The organism is Bartonella sp. CM31XJBT, assembly GCF_028618555.1.
GTDB lineage: Bacteria > Pseudomonadota > Alphaproteobacteria > Rhizobiales > Rhizobiaceae > Bartonella.
On the sequence record NZ_JAQITD010000002.1, the window covers coordinates 93,709 to 111,194 of the forward strand.

At 37.4% G+C, this 17,486-nt stretch carries 16 protein-coding genes and 1 pseudogene; 13 read left to right on the forward strand and 4 right to left on the reverse strand.

Annotation, left to right across the window (positions count from 1 at the left end; translation table 11 throughout):
- Positions 1-570: 570 nt before the first annotated feature.
- The 7 genes from PVV63_RS01905 (at position 571) to PVV63_RS01935 (ending at position 6,411) form a co-directional block, all read left to right on the forward strand.
- Complete coding sequence (locus PVV63_RS01905) at positions 571-1,242, forward strand: tetratricopeptide repeat protein (protein ID WP_273790395.1); 672 nt, start codon at positions 571-573, stop codon at positions 1,240-1,242.
- A gap of 4 nt (positions 1,243-1,246) precedes the next feature.
- Positions 1,247-2,671 (forward strand): ribosome biogenesis GTPase Der, encoded by a 1,425-nt coding sequence (der, locus tag PVV63_RS01910; protein WP_273790396.1) that lies wholly within the window; start codon positions 1,247-1,249, stop codon positions 2,669-2,671.
- A 1,041-nt stretch (positions 2,672-3,712) separates the two neighbouring features.
- The gene (locus PVV63_RS01915; protein ID WP_273790397.1) at positions 3,713-4,144 is read left to right on the forward strand and encodes an AtpZ/AtpI family protein; all 432 of its coding nucleotides are present in this window, start codon (positions 3,713-3,715) and stop codon (positions 4,142-4,144) included.
- A gap of 7 nt (positions 4,145-4,151) precedes the next feature.
- Positions 4,152-4,910: a F0F1 ATP synthase subunit A gene (locus PVV63_RS01920; RefSeq protein WP_273790444.1), complete on the forward strand. Its 759-nt coding sequence runs from the start codon at positions 4,152-4,154 to the stop codon at positions 4,908-4,910.
- A 55-nt stretch (positions 4,911-4,965) separates the two neighbouring features.
- Positions 4,966-5,196 carry a F0F1 ATP synthase subunit C gene (locus tag PVV63_RS01925; RefSeq protein WP_005773968.1) on the forward strand — a complete coding sequence of 77 codons (231 nt, stop codon included), beginning with the start codon at positions 4,966-4,968 and terminating at the stop codon, positions 5,194-5,196.
- 142 nt (positions 5,197-5,338) lie between these two features.
- Positions 5,339-5,905 (forward strand): F0F1 ATP synthase subunit B, encoded by a 567-nt coding sequence (locus PVV63_RS01930; RefSeq protein WP_273790398.1) that lies wholly within the window; start codon positions 5,339-5,341, stop codon positions 5,903-5,905.
- Between the two features lie 11 nt (positions 5,906-5,916).
- Complete coding sequence (locus PVV63_RS01935; protein ID WP_273790399.1) at positions 5,917-6,411, forward strand: F0F1 ATP synthase subunit B; 495 nt, start codon at positions 5,917-5,919, stop codon at positions 6,409-6,411.
- A 123-nt stretch (positions 6,412-6,534) separates the two neighbouring features.
- On the opposite strand, the gene glyS is transcribed toward PVV63_RS01935, so the two are convergent.
- The 4 genes from glyS to PVV63_RS01955 all read right to left on the reverse strand — a co-directional run bounded on the left by glyS (position 6,535) and on the right by PVV63_RS01955 (position 12,657).
- Entirely contained in the window at positions 6,535-8,757 is a 2,223-nt protein-coding gene (glyS, locus tag PVV63_RS01940) for a glycine--tRNA ligase subunit beta (protein ID WP_273790400.1), read from the reverse strand.
- The gene (locus PVV63_RS01945; RefSeq protein ID WP_273790401.1) at positions 8,757-9,698 is read right to left on the reverse strand and encodes a glycine--tRNA ligase subunit alpha; all 942 of its coding nucleotides are present in this window, start codon (positions 9,696-9,698) and stop codon (positions 8,757-8,759) included. The genes glyS and PVV63_RS01945 overlap by 1 nt, the downstream gene beginning before the upstream one ends.
- 92 nt (positions 9,699-9,790) lie before the next feature.
- Positions 9,791-11,485 (reverse strand): tetratricopeptide repeat protein, encoded by a 1,695-nt coding sequence (locus tag PVV63_RS01950; protein ID WP_273790402.1) that lies wholly within the window; start codon positions 11,483-11,485, stop codon positions 9,791-9,793.
- Positions 11,486-11,580: 95 nt separating this feature from the next.
- The gene (locus PVV63_RS01955; RefSeq protein WP_273790403.1) at positions 11,581-12,657 is read right to left on the reverse strand and encodes a polyprenyl synthetase family protein; all 1,077 of its coding nucleotides are present in this window, start codon (positions 12,655-12,657) and stop codon (positions 11,581-11,583) included.
- 179 nt (positions 12,658-12,836) lie between these two features.
- On the opposite strand from PVV63_RS01955, the gene PVV63_RS01960 reads away from it, so the two are divergent.
- From PVV63_RS01960 to PVV63_RS01985, 6 genes and pseudogenes are all read left to right on the forward strand, one after another.
- On the forward strand, positions 12,837-13,625 hold the full coding sequence (locus PVV63_RS01960) for a tRNA1(Val) (adenine(37)-N6)-methyltransferase (RefSeq protein WP_273790404.1): 789 nt from the start codon (positions 12,837-12,839) through the stop codon (positions 13,623-13,625).
- Positions 13,626-13,816: 191 nt separating this feature from the next.
- Positions 13,817-14,665 (forward strand): S49 family peptidase, encoded by an 849-nt coding sequence (locus PVV63_RS01965; protein ID WP_273790405.1) that lies wholly within the window; start codon positions 13,817-13,819, stop codon positions 14,663-14,665.
- 237 nt (positions 14,666-14,902) lie between these two features.
- Positions 14,903-15,811: a 4-(cytidine 5'-diphospho)-2-C-methyl-D-erythritol kinase gene (locus tag PVV63_RS01970; protein WP_273790406.1), complete on the forward strand. Its 909-nt coding sequence runs from the start codon at positions 14,903-14,905 to the stop codon at positions 15,809-15,811.
- A 165-nt stretch (positions 15,812-15,976) separates the two neighbouring features.
- The gene (locus tag PVV63_RS01975) at positions 15,977-16,645 is read left to right on the forward strand and encodes a ribonuclease HII (RefSeq protein ID WP_375663697.1); all 669 of its coding nucleotides are present in this window, start codon (positions 15,977-15,979) and stop codon (positions 16,643-16,645) included.
- A 205-nt stretch (positions 16,646-16,850) separates the two neighbouring features.
- Positions 16,851-17,131: pseudogene (locus tag PVV63_RS01980) on the forward strand (type II toxin-antitoxin system RelE/ParE family toxin).
- A gap of 19 nt (positions 17,132-17,150) precedes the next feature.
- On the forward strand, positions 17,151-17,450 hold the full coding sequence (locus tag PVV63_RS01985) for a HigA family addiction module antitoxin (protein ID WP_273790446.1): 300 nt from the start codon (positions 17,151-17,153) through the stop codon (positions 17,448-17,450).
- Positions 17,451-17,486 lie beyond the last annotated feature (36 nt).

Here is a 17,486-nt window from a genome sequence, read left to right on the forward strand (position 1 = left end):
ACAAAAGGTTGTTAATCGTATGAAGATAAGTTGAAGGGATACACTTTATATAAAGAGCTTAACTGAAGATTTGGAATTATACCACACTTTAATCATGGCGCTTCGGTATTTTTGATACAGATAAAAATTTATTTATTGGGTTTTAAGGGACTTTTATGGAAATTTACCTTTTTTCAAGTTTTTTCAAGAAGTGGTTTTTCTATTATAATTCTATAATCCAATACAACCAACGATTGCGGTTGAAGACTTTAAAAGATTATCTCTCTATATAAAGATTATCTCTCTATATAATGGGGAGAAAATCTGCTTGAGATGATAGGCAATCATGATAAATATTAAGGCAGTGAATTTTTCATAAGACTCAATATATGTAAAAGCTGTAATATGTACAAACAGGGTGCTTATATCATTTTCGATTAAGACTGTTGCAAAAATCCGATTGAATTGGCTACATGTTGATTTAAAATAAATAAACGAGCAATTTAAAGATTTTTAGTTAATTAGGACTACCATCTTTATCCATTTATGCGTAAAAGCACAGATAAAGTAACTTTTTTCAAGGTATGATATATGTCGTATGATAGTTTTATTGCTGAAGTGAATGCAGAATTTCGTCAGGAAAAGGCGCTTGCTTTTTGGAGACGGTATGGTTTTTCAATTATTGGAGCAGTTATTCTTTTTATATTCATGATAGTTGCTTATCAAGTTTATCATCATACGCAAATAAAGAAAGCTGGTTATATTGGTGATGCATTTGTAAAGAGTCTTGATCTTGCGAATACACGTGATTTTGATAAAGCGATAAAGCAATTAGAAACTGTTAAAACCTCTCATTTTGGGGGGTATCCTTTTCTTGCTCGTTTACGTGAGGCTTCTTTACTCATGGAGAAAGGTGATATTATTAAGTCAGTGGAGATCTTTGATTCTATTGCAGCGGATGAGAAAGCACCGCAGATTTTGCAGAAAGTTGCAAAAATTCGGGCGGCTTATATTCTGGTTGATACAGGGACATTAGCTGATGTTGAAAAGCGCATCAAAGATATGGCAAGTGATACCGATCCTATGCGTATGTCTGCAAGAGAAGCTTTAGGCTTAGCTGCCTATAAGGCGGATAAAATGGATGAGGCGGTTTATTATTTTAAAAAAAATTCTGAAGAAGGTGCTTTGGGTTCAAAAATAACAGATCGGGCTCGAATGATGCTTGAGCTTATACAAGCTGAGGGCAAGGCAAATAAGGAATAAATCGATGAGCCTTACCATTGCTATCATTGGTCGTCCCAATGTTGGGAAGTCGACACTGTTTAATCGTTTGGTTGGGCAAAAATTGGCTTTGGTTGATGATAAGCCTGGTGTAACACGTGATCGGCGTATTCATGCGGCAAAACTTCAAGATCTACGTTTTGATGTGATTGATACGGCTGGGCTGGAAGAAGCAGGTGATCATACACTCGAGGGGCGTATGCGTTCTCATACAAAAGTTGCAATTGATGAAGCGGATCTTATTTTATTTGTATTTGATGCAAAGAGCGGAATAACACCAAGTGATTTAAATTTTTCTTCATTGGTTCGCAAATCAGGAAAGCCAATTGTGCTTGTTGCCAATAAGTCTGAGTCAAGAGCGGCAACAGGAGGAGAGTATGAGGCGTGGTCATTAGGTTTGGGAGAGCCGTGCCCAATATCGGCTGAACATGGTTTGGGACTTAGTGATCTGCGTGATGCAATTATAGATGCTGTTGGGTCAGAGCATGCTTTTGGCAACAACAAAGAAGAAAATAGGATGATACAGCCTGCATCTGTTGGTGATGATGTAAAGGATTTGGAAGAAGAGGAGCTTATTTACGATGAAAGTAAGCCCATTAGGATTGCGATTGCGGGGCGTCCCAATACAGGAAAATCCACTCTTATTAATAGTATGTTGAAACAAGAGCGATTGTTAACAGGACCAGAAGCAGGACTCACGCGTGATTCTATTTCTGTAGATTGGGAATGGCGTGGTCGTCATATTAAACTTTTTGATACTGCAGGTTTACGTCGAAAATCGAGAATTCAAGAAAAATTAGAAAAACTATCTGTTGCAGATACTTTGCGTGCTATTCGTTTTGCAGAAGTGGTGGTCATTGTTTTTGATGCAACGATACCTTTTGAAAAGCAGGATTTACAAATTGCTGATCTTGTGATTCGTGAAGGGCGTGTTCCAGTTATTGCTTTCAATAAGTGGGACCTTATTGAAAACAGTCAGACTACATTGATTGATTTGCATGAAAAATGTGCTCGATTTCTTCCTCAAGTTCGTGGTTTGAGAGCCGTTCCTTTATCAGGACAATATGGTCAAGGGATTGATAAACTGATGGAAAATGTCATGATGATGCACCGTGTATGGAATCGTCGCATTTCGACGGCTAAATTGAACCAATGGCTTGGAACTGTTGTGGCACATCATCCACCTCCTGCGGTTTCTGGACGTCGACTTAAGGTTAAATACATCACACAGGTTAAGACACGTCCTCCTGGATTTATGATTTCTTGCTCGCGTCCCAAAAGTATGCCACAGTCGTATTTGCGTTATCTTGTCAATGGGTTACGTGAAACATTTGATATGTCTGGTATACCCGTTCGCATATCATTACGAGCCTCTGATAATCCTTTTGCGACACGTTCCAAGAAGAAATGATAACTCTTTAATTTTTTGAGTGAATGAAATCTATACTTAAGAATCTTAAAAGTAAGTTTTTTCAATGATCTTTCTTTTCATAAAATTAAAATTTTATTTGCTAAAGTTTTAATTTTATTGATGATCATTTATTTGCATGTCATGAGAAGAGTGTGATAGGGAGTATTTAAGAAAGAGTACATAATCCTCTTAATGGGTTATTTAAGTGCAAGAATAGATGCAATATGAGGGTAGGGGAATATAATTATGATGCTTGTGTGAAAAGCAGTATTAGATTATCGTTTCATAAAAATAAAGATTATGAATAAGCGCTTTTGCTTACGATAGTTTGTCTGAATAAAAAGCAAAAATACTTGCTAAATCTACCGATATTCAATTGTAAAGAGCGAAGTTCATAAAAGTGGATTAAAATTGTATAAAGTGGTATGGTAATCGTATTTAAATTTTATTGTGTTCTATTGGCTTAATCTATTTGAAATTTTAGATTTATTAATATCTTGTATTTTAAGGAACTTCTCTTAATACCCTCAAGCTCATTTCGTGATGGGGCCTGTAATGGCATATGTAAAATACTTTGCGAATAGGATCATATAGAAACCATTGATTATTATCATTTTCATAAAATAAAAAGTGCAAGTTTATTTGAATAAAAGGTGTAAACTAACGCTCTCATACTGTTTTTTAGCTTTCTATGTTCTCTTTCAAAACTAGGATTGATATAACATTGGGAGCCGGAAAATAAGATGGTATCAGTTGACACCTTTCGTTAAGCGTAAAAATGGTTGTTCTATGAGTTTTATATTATTCACGGGAACTTTTGTTATACATTCACAGGTGCTGTCGTGAAATCGGTTTAGGTGCTCAGAATATCTTTTTAAGAAAGCATGTAAATTGAAAAATACGTTATTTCTGCAATAAAATTTATACGATAACTTGTGATAGATTTCTTTTAGTATCTTGACGAATAAATTCGGGAACAATATGATGCACACGGTTTTATGAAATGTATTCTTACGTTGCTTTTTAATTAAGGAGCCAATGATGGCGATGGGCGAGAAACCCGTTATGAGCCGTAAGGAGGCTGAAGAGAAAAAGCAAGGAGAGTGTCTTCATTCAGAGGATTTGGAATGTCGTAGTAGGAATTTAAGCGTAGCTTTAGTGCGCAAGCAAGCATTAAAGAAGCGGGAGCATAAGAATAAGCGGGAAAAATCACAAGGAAGGATGGCAGGCGCAATTAAGCTTTCCAGTGAGTTTCTGGCAAGTGTTATAGTTGGTATTGTTTTGGGGTTGGGGTTTGATAAGTTAGCAGGTTCATGGCCTTGGGGATTAGTATTTTTTCTCTTCTTTGGGTTTGCTGCTGGTGTATTGAGTATTCTTCGGTCTGTGGGGTATGTTTCCTCCAGTCAATTAGGAAAAAAAGGCGCATTGCGCCAAAAACAAGATAAAGGGGCCAATGAGAGGTCCGATAAATGAGGTTGAAGTGACAACGCACGCTCCAGATCCTATTCATCAGTTTGAGGTTTCAAGGCTGATTAAGATTTCCATAGGAAATATGGATTTATCGTTTACAAATGTATCATTGTTTACAGTCCTTACGGTTGTTGTAACTTCTATTTTTCTCTTCATTTCGTCATCGAGTCGTGGATTGGTTCCAACGCGGATGCAGTCTCTTTCGGAAATGGCATATGAATTTGTAGCATCGACTCTGCGGGAATCATCTGGTGTGCAGGGGATGCAGTTTTTTCCTTTAGTTTTTTCTCTGTTTACTTTTATTTTAGTTGCTAACTTTATTGGTCTCTTTCCTTATTTTTATACGGTTACATCTCAAATCATGATCACGTTTTCGTTAGCAATGGTGGTGATTTTGACGGTGATTGGTTATGGCTTTTATAAGCATGGGGTCAGTTTTTTGAAACTGTTCGTTCCCAGTGGAGTTCCTGTTGTGGTTTTGCCTCTGGTGACAATGATTGAGGTTATTTCTTTTCTCTCCCGTCCAATTAGTCTTTCTCTTCGTCTTTTTGCGAATATGCTTGCTGGTCATATTACGCTTAAAGTGTTTTCTGGGTTTGTTGTTTCAATGATTGGGGTAGGACTCGTAGGTGTGGGTGGTTCGGTTTTACCGCTTATTATGACTGTAGCAATTACTGCACTTGAGTTTTTGGTCGCATTCCTTCAGGCTTACGTCTTTACGGTTTTAACTTGTATGTATCTTAATGATGCAATTCATCCAGGACATTAATAAAACTGGCGGTTATTCCGTCGAATAATGCAATTTCGCTTTAAAGGAGAATAACATGGAAATGGTGCTTGCAGCAAAATATATTGGCGCTGGTCTTGCTTGCTTTGGTATGGCTGGAACAGCTTTAGGACTTGGTAATATTTTTGGTAGCTATCTTTCTGGTGCATTACGAAATCCATCAGCAGCAGATAGTCAGTTTGGACGTCTCGTCTTTGGTTTTGCTGTAACAGAAGCTTTGGGAATTTTTTCATTGCTCATTGCTTTATTACTTCTTTTTGGGGTTTGATCATCATCAAAAGGGTATATCTGTTCTTGCATGAGGAAAGATTTACCCTTTTAGCTCTTAACCAGAGAGATGCCAGAGAGATGTCAGTCAGTTATCATCGGTTATAGAGGGCTTTAATAAGCTATTTAAAGGATGAAAGAAGATGTTTGTTTCAAGCGCTTATGCACAGAACACTGAAACGTCGATAGAACATATTAAAAAGGTGGCAGAGCATGCAAATCGTGTGTTTCCGCCTTTTGATTTTGTGCATTTTGGTTCGCATTTTTTCTGGTTGGCAATTTCTTTCGGTCTTTTTTATCTTTTTATCTCTCGTGTAATTGTACCACGTATTGGTGGTGTTATTGAAACACGGCGAGATCGAATCGCATCTGATTTAGATCAGGCAATGCGCATGAAGCAGGAAGCAGACATTGTCGTTGAAACTTATGAGCGGAAATTAGCAGAAGCGCGTTTGAATGCGCAGGCTATAGCGCAGGTAGCTAGTGAAGAATTAAAAGAAAAGGCAGAGCTTGAACGGAAAGAAATTGAAGAGAGTTTAGAGAAAAAACTCGCAGATGCTGAAAAACAGATAGCAAAAATTCGGGATAAAGCGATGCAAAATGTTGGTTCTATTGCTGAAGAAGTAGCTCTTGAAATTGTGAAAAAATTGATTGACGTTGATATTAGCAAAGAGGCTGTTCGTTCAGTTGTTAAAACTGCGGATTATTGAGGAAGACAAAGATGACTGATACTTTTTGGGCATTTGTTGGGTTAGTTCTTTTTTTGGCTCTTTTAGTCTATTTCCAAATTCCACAAAGGGTTATACACCATCTTGATGCGCGTGCAAAGCGTATCAAAGATGAACTGGATGAGGCTCTGCGTCTTCGTGAAGAGGCACAGGAAATATTAGCTGAATATCAACGCAAACATGCAGAAGCAGAAAAAGATGCGCAAGAAATTGTTGCAGCAGCAAAGCATGAAGTTGAATCTATTATTGCTGAGGCCCGTGCAAAAGCAGAAGAATATGTAAAGAACCGTAATAAATTGGCAGAACAAAAAATCGCTCAAGCAGAAGCGGATGCAATACGCATGGTTTCTTCATCGGCTATTGATTTGGCAATTTCTACAGCACGTACCCTTATTGCAAGGGAAATAGATTCTAACAAGGCAGATGAACTTATTAAAGAGTCTCTTGAGAAAGAATCGTTTATCAAAATGAAAACATATCTTAATTAATGATATTTGAGAGATAAAGAACACTCTCTTTGGTTGCATAATTTTCTCAGTATTAATTAATAAAAGTCATAAAAAAGAAAAATTTATCTTCATTGTTTTTACCAGTTAATAGGCTCTTTGATTTCAAATGACAAGTTTTGAGAAGTCTGCAACCGATTGTGTAACAATGTGAGTGCGTTTGAGAAGAGCAAGACGGTTAGCACGAACATCAGGTTTTTTATCATTCACCAATACGTTTTCAAAAAATATATCAATCAATTTTCCAAGTGGCGCTAGCACACTGAGTGCAAATGATAAATTTGTTGCATTGATGGGAGCAAGAACCTTTCTTTCTACTTCACAGATTGCATGATAGAGCTGCTTTTCTTCTTTCTCGATAAAGAGCTCAGGATTAATTTCATTCGCTATTGTTGTGCTTTTTTGAAATTCATTTTCAAGAATATTGGCAGTACGTTTTACAGAGGCTACAAAGTTCATTCCATCATGGGTATTGATAAAAGCGATAAGCGATTCGACACGACGTGCAACCAATAAAAAATCATCAGAATCTTTATTTAAAACGGCTTCAAGGGCATCGTAACGAGCGCCTTCCTCTTTTAGATAGATTTTCAAACGGTCATGAAAAAAGAATAACAGATCTGATAAAATATATTCTGTTTTTTCTGGAAGCAGATTCTGCAATTGTGAATTTTCTCTTTGAGAGATTTCATGTTTGTTTTTTTGTTGTAAGAAAAGATTCGTTGCTAACTGAAACAGTGGCATAAGATTGATTTTCCAATCTCGCGAAAGTACAAGCCTAATAATTCCCAATGCTGCTCGTCTTAACGCATAGGGATCTTTTGAGCCGGTTGGTTTTTCATTAATGAGCCAAAAGCCAACGAGCATGTCAATTTTGTCGGCGAGCATAACGGTTATAGCAAGTGGTTCTTGTGGAAGACGATCTGTTGGACCTTGAGGTTTATAATGGTCTTCGATTGCTACAGCTACGCGAGGATTTTCCCCTTGAAGAAGGGCGTATTTTTTCCCCATAACACCTTGTAGTTCAGGAAATTCTCCGACAATTTCTGTTTGCAAATCAGCTTTTGCAAGGATGGCTGCACGTTTTGCTAAAAGAGGATCTGTTTGTATCAAAGGGGCAATTTCTTGTGCGAGTGTAGCAATGCGTTCTACCCTTGCACCTTGCGTACCCAATTTAGCATGAAAAGTTACATTCAAATGATCAAGTCGCGCCATTCTTTGATCGAGAGGTTTTTTTATATCAAGTTCAAATTTTTTTATAGAAGATTCCAATTGTTGAAGATCAGGCAAATCACGCTGATCAGTTTGCCAAAAATGAAGTGCATCGGAAAGACGGGCACGGACAACCTTACTATTTCCTTTCGAAATTTCTTTGCCTTCATCATTTGCAAGAATATTAGAAACGAGAATAAAATGATGAGAAAGTTTTACGTTTTCTCCTTGTTTACGGGTGACAAAACATTTTTGATTGGCTCGAATGGTCAAGCGAATAATTTCTGGAGGAATATCAAGGAATGATTTTTCAAAATCACCCATCAGGATAACAGGCCATTCAACAAGACCAGCAACTTCTTCTAGGAGAGGATTATCTTGAACCAGTTCTAAACCGTTTGCAAAGCAGAGATTTTGGGCATCAGCTAAAATAATATTCTTTCGTCTCTCGGCATCCAGAATGACTTTATGAGTTTCAAGTTGAGTAACATAATCATCAAAGCGGCGCACTTGAAATGGCTTTCCATCACTTAAGAAACGATGACCATAAGTTAAATTATTGCTTTTAAGAGAACCAATTGTAAATGGAATAACATGTGTTTCACCAATTTCTGGTCCGAAAATACAAAGAATGTTTTGTAAAGGTCGAATCCACTTCAAAGTACCACTTTGTGCTGAATCTTTTCCCCAACGCATAGATTTCGGCCACGGAAAGTTGCGGATAATATCCGGTAAAATATCGGCAATAATTTCTTCTGCTGCTCGACCTTTTTTAACAATTTTAGCAATATAAAAATGACCTTTTTTATCATCATGTCCAATATGCGCTTCAGAAATATCGTTTAATCCTGTTGCACGTAGAAAACCATCAATTACATGCTGTGGTGATTTTATACTGGGACCTTTGCGTTCTTCATGGATATCTTTTGAGCGTGTGGAAAGTCCGCGTATGTCCAATGTTAGCCGACGAGGTGTCCAATATTCACGAGCAGCTTCATAGATCAATCCAGCATTCACAAGTTGATCTGTAACAGATTTTTTAAGATCAGCAGCAGCTTTTCGTTGCATACGTGCGGGGATTTCTTCACTGAAAAGTTCAAGAAGAAGATCAGACATTAGGCTTCTCCAGTGTATATTTGTCCAGCTTCTGTGAGTAAGAAGGCTTCCCCACAACGGCGCGCGAGATTACGAACGCGAAGAATGTAATTTTGTCGTTCGGTTACAGAAATAACGCCACGTGCTTGCAAAAGGTTAAAGATATGGCTCGCTTTAATACATTGATCATAGGCAGGAAAAACACAGCGATGGAATACATTTTCTTTATTTGGTTTTCCAGCATCAAGAAGTGCGCTGCATTCGCGTTCTGCATCGATAAAGTGCTGATGGAGCAGTTTTGTATCAGCAAATTCAAAATTATAATATGAGTATTCCTGTTCTGCCTGTAAAAAAATATCTCTATAACTTATTTTGTTGTCTCCCTCCAAACCATTAAAGTTAAGGTCATAGACGTTATCAACCCCTTGGATATACATCGCTAGACGCTCAAGACCGTATGTGAGTTCCCCTGAAACTGGAGCGCATTCAATGCCGCACACTTGTTGAAAATAAGTAAACTGAGAGACTTCCATTCCATCGCACCAGCATTCCCATCCGAGCCCCCAAGCACCAAGAGTGGGACTTTCCCAATCATCTTCAACAAAGCGAATATCATGCAGTTTTGTATCAAGCCCGATAGCTTGTAGCGACTTTATATAAAGTTCTTGTAGATTGAGCGGAGAGGGTTTGAGAAGCACTTGGAATTGATAATAGTGTTGTAAACGATTTGGATTCTTACCATATCGGCCATCTGTTGGACGTCGAGAGGGTTGGACATAAGCAACTTTCCAAGGACGTGGACCTAGAGAGCGTAATGTTGTTGCTGGATGAAAAGTCCCAGCTCCGACTTCTATATCGTAAGGTTGCAAAATTGCACATCCATAGTGTGCCCAATAATTTTGCAAAGTTAAGATTAGTCCCTGAAAAGAACGTTTGGGGTTAAGATGTTCAGGCAGTTTCACGCTTTATACTCTTTATATTGGACTAAACAAAAAACCAAAGTAATTTTAGTTTCTCTATTTATTATTTCATGTGGTTTATGGTTAAGCATCATTTATTGCAAACCAAATTTCAACTTTTCTTGAATTTGTTCAGAATTTTCTGGTTTTCCGTCAATTGCGTGGTTCCATTGAAAGATTGCTTCACGTTTACGTCCAACTTTCCAATAGGCATCCCCTAAATGATCATTCAGTGTTGGGTCCTCAGGTTGTAATCTGACAGCATTTTCTAATATTTGCACTGCTTTATTATATTCTTTTAGTTTATAATAAGCCCATCCTAAAGAATCGAGAATATGACTGTTGTGAGCTTGCAAAGCAGAAGCTTTTTGCAGCATACGGAGCGATTCTTCAAGCTTCTCACCACGTTCCACAAGGGAATAGGCTAAATAATTAAGAACTTGCGGTTGGTTTGGGAAAAATTCAAGTGATTTTCGCAAGTCAATTTCTGCTTTTGGCCATTGCTTTAAACGTTCAAAAGCAATACCACGTTGATAAAAGAGTTTCCAATCGTCCTGCTGAAAGTTTTTTATCTTTGTAATAGCGTAGTCTAGAGTTTTAATGGCCTCAAGAAATTTATTGTCCTGCATATAAAAAGCAACGAGCGTTATCAAAATATTACGATCATTGGGAAATTTTTTATTTAACAATGTGAGTAATTTTATTGCTTCTTTGTAATTGTTGTTATTGGCAAGAAGGAATGCAAGATGAAGTTGTCCATCTTTATAATAAGGAGATTTAGGGGATAAAGCGCGATAAAGTTTAATTGCTTGATGTGGATCGTTCAATTTAGCAGAAATGTGTGCGAGCTGAAACAGTGTTGCGTCATTTTGAGGGTATAATGCGAAAGATAATTGCTTAAAAATACGTGCAATTCGCCCTGAGTTTTTGTAGTTGAGGGCTGTTCCAAAATTATATAATACCTCGGCTGCTCCTTGTTGAGGTGTTTTAATAACTCTCTCTAAGAAAGCATTTTTTTCAATTTTTTCTCGAAAGTTTTTAAGGACTTCGCGACCTGACAACATTTGTTCGCCATGCTGGATTGTTTGAAGAGCTTGGTTGCGCATACTATGGCGCAATTGGAATGAGGCATAGGCTATGATAATACGCTCATAAGTATTAGGAGCGATAAGAGTTCCCTGTTTGTTACTCAGTGCTTTAATGAAATATTTTTTTGCATCCTTTGGCCGTTCTGCAAGGTCGCTCATAAGTGCTAGATGATAAGATATAAAAAGGTCATACCAGACAGGACCTTTGAGTTTCTTAAGATCAGCGATTGCTTGAGATTTTTGTCCAGATCCAAATGTAATCCAAGCGCCGATGAGTTCAGGTATTGGATTATTGGACGTAGGAAGTTCTTTTAATTGGAGAAGAGTCTTGGCATTCTTATAGTCTTTTTTGATGAGACTTTCTACTGACAAAGTTAAGGAAACAAAGGGAGTTATAACATCGTTCTCTTTGAGTTTTTGGGCTTGTTGGACAGCTTCTTTAAAGTTTCCGACCGAGAGCATAGCTTCAAGGAGCTCTTTTTGTGTTTCAATGTTATCAGGTTGATAAACCAGTGCTTGTTTAAAATAATTGATAGCAAGTTCTGTTTTATTTTCATGATTTGCAACCCTTCCAGCTAAATAAGCACCTGTAAATGAGCTTGTATGAGTTGCTGCACTTATTTTACTGTAGGTGGGGGATGGCATCAGCATGATACCCACGATAAAAAGGGCAAAAAGTCGAGATACCGTTGCAGAGCACATGGAGCTAATCCTTTTCAAGATAATCAATTGATGGTGTTGTTTATAGATCATATCTCATTACTTTGTTGAGAAATACTGCGATTCTTGCAAAGAATTCAGTTTACGCGTGAAATACAAAATTCAACAGTCTCAACGAGAGCATTGTAAGCAAGATTTTCATTCATGGGAACAAGAGCATCAATTGCATATTTTCCATAGATGCGTGCTTGTTCTATTGTATCTGTGATACTATCATACTTTTCCATTAAGTGTTGCGCGTGTGCAAAGGATTCATCATTATTATTGCCATCTTCAAGCGCTTTTTTCCAGAAATCTTTTTCTACCATATTCCCACGCTCATATGCGAGAATAACAGGCATTGTGATTTTTCCTTCTCTAAAATCATCCCCTATATTTTTTCCTAAGTTTTGAGCACTACCGCTATAGTCAAGTGCATCATCAATTAATTGGAAAGCTAAACCTAAGGATGTTCCATATTCACGTAATGAAGAACGCTCTTTATTTCCATAGCCAGCAATAATGGGTCCTACTTCAGCGGCTGCTGAAAAAAGTGCTGCTGTTTTTGCATTGATGATTTTGAGATATTCTGAAGGGCTGGTTTTTATATTTTTTGCGGCAGAAAGTTGCATAACTTCTCCTTCAGCAATAATTGCAGCAGCGTTGGCTAGGACAGAGAGCGCTTCTATGGAACCGACATCGACCATCATTTTAAAGGCCTGGCCCAATAGGAAATCACCAACAAGTACACTTGCTTGATTCCCCCAAATCATCCGTGCTGTAGATTTTCCACGTCGTAAATTACTTTCGTCAATCACATCATCGTGTAGTAATGTTGCTGTGTGCATAAATTCAACAGCTGTCGCGAGTTTTATATGCCCGTTACTTTGATAACCGAACATATGAGCAGAAGCGAGCGTAATCATTGGGCGTAATCGCTTTCCACCTGATGAAATAAGATGGTTAGAAATTTCAGGGATCATCTCAACCTCTGATTTTGCCATAGAGAGAATAAATTGATTTACGCAATCCATATCTTTTTGAGTAAGATTGACAAGAGATTGAAGAGAAATTTGATTATTTCTTATTTGTTTTAGTTTGATAGCTGCACTCAATGTGTTTACTCCTAGAGTATTGCAATGGACATATATAAAAATTACTTTATTCATTAGCATAAAGGGGGTTTGGTTTTGACTCAAGCTTTTGATGTCGTTTAAAAGTGTTAGCTTGGAATGTTATTGGCAAGAAATGTTCTTTAGCGAGTGTAATCTTATTGTTATGAAATAATAAAAAATTTAAAATAGCAGCTGAATGGCAAAAATGCAGTTTATAAAGATGAACATTAGGCTTTTAAATGAATAAAGCAGCGAATCAAATTGGTGAAACAATTGACAGTTTTCACCGCGGAAAATTTTATTTGGTTCAACCCCATAAATATGGTCATCGTTCTGGAATGGATGCGATGTTATTAGCTAGTTTGGTTCCAAGTGATTTAAAGGGCAAGGTTGTTGATTTAGGGGCAGGTGCTGGAGCTGCAGGGTTGGCTGTTGCTTCGCGTTGTCTGAAAGTTCATGTTACCTTAGTTGAACGTTCAGCTTTTATGGTATCTTACGCTCAAAAAACGCTTATGCTAAAACAAAATAAACAATTTTCTAGCCGAATTTGTTTGCTAGAAGCAGATGTTACCTTCAAAGGGAATGCCCGTATAAGAGCAGGTTTGATAGATAATAGCTTTGATTTTGCGATTATGAATCCACCTTTTAATAATCCCACCGATCGTAAGACACCTGATAAACAAAAATCTGAAGCACATGTTATGTCTGAAGCGATGTTTGATAACTGGTTGCGGAGTGCAGCAGCCATTGTTAAGCCAGGTGGATACTTAGGGCTCATTGCGCGTCCACAATCGCTGACAGATATCTTGCGTGCTTTAGAAGGGCGTTTTGGTGGTATTTGTATAATTCCTGTGCATGCACGTGCGAAAACAGCAGCAATTCGTCTTTTATTTTACGCAAAACGAGGAAGCAGAGCAGCTTTATCTGTTTTGCCGGCATTGATTATACATGAAGGTAATGACCATACTTTTTCACCACGGGTTGATGCAATTAATAATGGATATATAAGCTTGTGGGAACTTTTCTAATAGTATCTTGTGTTTTTTAGTTTATTATTTAGAGTCCAAACTTTGTTATTAGGGAGGTTTGACTTTGGGTGAAGTTATATTTCTGCTTGTAATGTGGGGATTGATTGGCGCTTTTGGATATTATCGCGTTCTTCCTTTTTGTTGTCCTTTCCTATTTAATTGTTCTTAATTTATAAGGAGATTTTGTTTTGATGGATTTTATTAAAAGTTTTATTCCACGCCGTTTTTCTTCCGATAAACTTGAAATTCCTGTGGTGCGCCTTCAAGGAGCAATTATGGATTCATCAGCGTCTATATCTCGTACTCTTTCCCTCAGTAGGTGTGCAAATCTTTTAGAGAAGGCTTTCGGACACAAAAAGTCACCGGCTGTTGCACTTATTATTAATTCTCCTGGTGGTTCACCTGTACAGTCGCGTTTTATCTTCAAGCGTATTCGTGATTTGGCAGAAGAAAAAAATAAAAAGGTTCTTGTGTTTATTGAAGATATTGCAGCATCCGGTGGTTATATGATTGCTTGTGCGGGGGATGAAATTTTTGCAGATCCTTCTTCAATTGTTGGTTCCATTGGAGTGGTTTCAGCTTCCTTTGGTTTTCCGGAACTTTTGAAAAAAATTGGTATCGAACGGCGTGTCTACACAGCAGGAAAGAACAAAGTTACATTAGATCCATTTCAGCCAGAAAAAAAGGCGGATATTGAGCATTTGAAATCTCTCCAACTTGAAGTGCATCAAACTTTTATCGATTTGGTTAAAGAACGGCGTGCTGAAAAATTATCAGATGATTCGAATCTCTTTACAGGAATGTTTTGGAGTGGAAAACAAAGCGTTGAGCTTGGTCTTGTTGATGGATTGAATGATGTACGTTCTGTTATTAAAGAGCGCTTTGGTAATGATGCAAAACTTCGACTTATTACGCCTCCAAAAAGTTTTTTAGGACCTAAAACGCCTTCAGGAGTGACGGCACATACGGTTTATACAGTCATTGATAGTGCATTGATGGCAGCAGAAGAGCGAGCACTTTGGCAGCGTTATGGTTTGTGATGGAAAGGATCATTCAAGCCAGAGAGATTTTTATCTAAAAACAGATGCTAGAAGAAAAAAGGCTTGAAATGATACGAATGAGAACATGTCGTTTGTTTTGTATGAGAACTCTTTATATTTATTGTTTTTTAGAAAACGATTAAGAATATTCCAAGCTGTTTATAGGGCTAGTGCTAAAAGTGTGGATAAAAGGGGGGAATTTGTAAAAGAACCCTATACAGGTTAATATTACGTCATATGATGCCAAATGTACAAGCTTCGTTCCAAAGACATTCCTATTTATTTACACCTATTAAATTGAATTTAGCTCTACATGTTGTGGGGCAACGTGCTGATGGGTATCATTTAATAGAAAGTTTGGTTTATTTTAGTCTTAGCGGTGATTGTCTACACTATGCACCTTGTGAAAATAATCAGTTTGTTTTGACGGGGCCGTTTGCAAAAGGACTTGTTTCTCATTTAGACAATTTGGTTATTCGCGCACGGGACTTTATGCATAAGACTTTTCCGGAATGTGCTCAACCTGCTTTTTTTCGGCTTGTAAAAACATTACCTGTTGCTTCAGGCATTGGTGGCGGCTCAGGTGATGCAGCTGGGGTTATCAGCATGTTGCGTCAACAGTGGAATCTTGATTGCCCTTACGAAGAATTAGCAAAAAAGAGCTTAGTTCTTGGTGCTGATGTTCCCATGTGCCTTTGTGCATTAGAATATCAGCAGCCGCTTTTGGTCAAAGGAATTGGTCAAGAGATGATACAAATAAAAGGAGCCTGTTCTCTTGCAATAGTATTGGTTAATCATGGACAAGAGATTTCAACACCAACTGTTTTTAAAGCGTTAGAGAAGCGTCATAATCCTTCTTTAAAAATTAATACAGACGCTTTAAAAAGTGTTGATTCATTGGTTAAAGCTTTACAAGAAACGCGTAATGATCTTTTTTCTCCTGCATTAAAAATAGCACCTCAGTTAGCTGAAGTGTTATCTATATTAGATGAATGTGGGGCTCTTTTTTCCCGTATGTCTGGAACGGGAGCAACTTGCTTTGGCATTTTTAAAAATAAACAAACGGCGCAACAAGCAGCTCTTTTTATCAAATCAATGCACCCAAATTGGTTTGTAAAACCTATCATGACTTTAGGAAATATTTGATAAATAAATATAAAAGCTTTTATTTCATCATGATTTTATTATACATAATGAAAGAGGGGAACCAAAGAAATGTGTTTTTTATCTTTTGTGTAAGAGTTCGCAGAATATTTGAAGAGCCATTTAAAACTGTAATGCTTGCAAAAAATGATCAGGCTACAGAAATAGATGTATGTTTGTTGTATGTGTGATTTATCAAAGATGTTTAATTTGCCGCTTCAACCAAATTTTTCGTGCGAATTGGATTTGCAAAAACAGGGTTTTTTTCATATAGCAGGTGTTGATGAAGTAGGACGGGGGCCTCTCGCGGGACCTGTGGTAACAGCAGCCGTTATCTTGGATAGAGATCGTATTCCTAATGGGTTAAATGATTCAAAAAAACTTTCTTTTTTCCAACGAAATAGACTTTATCATGAAATTTTGCAAAGTGCATTAGCGGTTTCAGTCGCCAGTCTTTGTGCTCGTACAATTGATCAATCTAATATTAGAAAAGCAACTTTAGAAGCAATGCGTCGCTGTATTATAGGATTAGCCATTCCAGCCCACTATGTCCTTGTTGATGGGCGTGATATTCCTTCTGAGTTGTCTTGTCCTGCAATGGCGTTGATTAAGGGCGATCAGCGTTCAGTTTCAATTGCAGCCGCATCTATTATTGCGAAAGTAACGCGTGATCGGATGATGGAATGTGCAGGACAAGTTTATAAAGGGTATGGTTTAGAGAAGCATGTAGGTTATGCAACGCTAGCGCATCGTACAGCTCTTGATAAATATGGACCAGTTATAGGGTTACATCGTTATAGTTTTGCACCACTAAAAGAGTGTAAAAAAGGTAATTAAAATCAGTGACTTATTACAAGAGTAAGGGGTTTTATAATCATTGATTCTATTATGTTTTTTGAGTGTCTATCCCTAACCTTTTTGAAGCTTTTTTATCACTTATTCCTATCTATTTTTTCCAGATATAGAATCAGATATTTCTAACATGGGCTTAACTCTTATTTGTTATTAACCGTATAGCGATGATATACGACAAGGGGTGGTAATGGCAATTGTGAGTTTTAAACATAAGGGCTTAAAATTATTTTGTACAACAGGTTCCACAAAAGCTATTTGACCAGATCATGTAAAAAAATTCGCGTTATCTTAACGGTTTTAACAAGTGCTACTACGCTTGAAATATTGAGAGAGCCTGCCTTTAAAATGCACCATCTTAAAGGTGAACTTATAGAGTACTGTTCTATATGGGTGAATGGAAATTGGCGTGCTACTTTTCGCTTTATAGGAACAGATGTGGAGCTTGTTGATTATCAAGATTACCATTGAAGAAAGGAATGAAAAAAAAATGATGCACAACCCCGCACATCCGGGTAAAGTTCTGAAAGTAGCTTTCTTAGAAGAAATGGGGATAACAATACAAAAATTAGCTGATCATGTCCATATGACAAGAGCTTCTTTATCAAGAGTGATTAACGGACATGCTTCTATAAGTACCGAGCTTGCTGTTAAATTAGAATTAGCTGGTTTTAGTAAAGCAAAATTTTGGTTGGATATGCAAACAAACTATAATTTATGGCAAACAATGCAACAGGCACAACCACCTATTTCTCCTCTGGTTTCTGATACATCTCAAACGCCGCTTTGATTTCGTTAATAATTTTGATAGCAATTTAGTTTGTTA

Excerpts from the sequence above, each read along its gene's own strand:
- PVV63_RS01955 (WP_273790403.1), bottom strand. The coding sequence starts at position 12,657 with ATGCTAATGAATAAAGTAATTTTTATATATGTCCATTGCAATACTCTA.
- der (WP_273790396.1), top strand. The coding sequence starts at position 1,247 with ATGAGCCTTACCATTGCTATCATTGGTCGTCCCAATGTTGGGAAGTCG.
- PVV63_RS01905 (WP_273790395.1), top strand. The coding sequence starts at position 571 with ATGTCGTATGATAGTTTTATTGCTGAAGTGAATGCAGAATTTCGTCAG.
- PVV63_RS01965 (WP_273790405.1), top strand. The coding sequence starts at position 13,817 with ATGGATTTTATTAAAAGTTTTATTCCACGCCGTTTTTCTTCCGATAAA.
- PVV63_RS01935 (WP_273790399.1), top strand. The coding sequence starts at position 5,917 with ATGACTGATACTTTTTGGGCATTTGTTGGGTTAGTTCTTTTTTTGGCT.
- glyS (WP_273790400.1), bottom strand. The coding sequence starts at position 8,757 with ATGTCTGATCTTCTTCTTGAACTTTTCAGTGAAGAAATCCCCGCACGT.
- PVV63_RS01925 (WP_005773968.1), top strand. The coding sequence starts at position 4,966 with ATGGAAATGGTGCTTGCAGCAAAATATATTGGCGCTGGTCTTGCTTGC.
- PVV63_RS01950 (WP_273790402.1), bottom strand. The coding sequence starts at position 11,485 with ATGTGCTCTGCAACGGTATCTCGACTTTTTGCCCTTTTTATCGTGGGT.
- PVV63_RS01960 (WP_273790404.1), top strand. The coding sequence starts at position 12,837 with ATGAATAAAGCAGCGAATCAAATTGGTGAAACAATTGACAGTTTTCAC.
- PVV63_RS01975 (WP_375663697.1), top strand. The coding sequence starts at position 15,977 with ATGTATGTTTGTTGTATGTGTGATTTATCAAAGATGTTTAATTTGCCG.
- PVV63_RS01930 (WP_273790398.1), top strand. The coding sequence starts at position 5,339 with ATGTTTGTTTCAAGCGCTTATGCACAGAACACTGAAACGTCGATAGAA.
- PVV63_RS01915 (WP_273790397.1), top strand. The coding sequence starts at position 3,713 with ATGGCGATGGGCGAGAAACCCGTTATGAGCCGTAAGGAGGCTGAAGAG.
- PVV63_RS01985 (WP_273790446.1), top strand. The coding sequence starts at position 17,151 with ATGATGCACAACCCCGCACATCCGGGTAAAGTTCTGAAAGTAGCTTTC.
- PVV63_RS01970 (WP_273790406.1), top strand. The coding sequence starts at position 14,903 with ATGATGCCAAATGTACAAGCTTCGTTCCAAAGACATTCCTATTTATTT.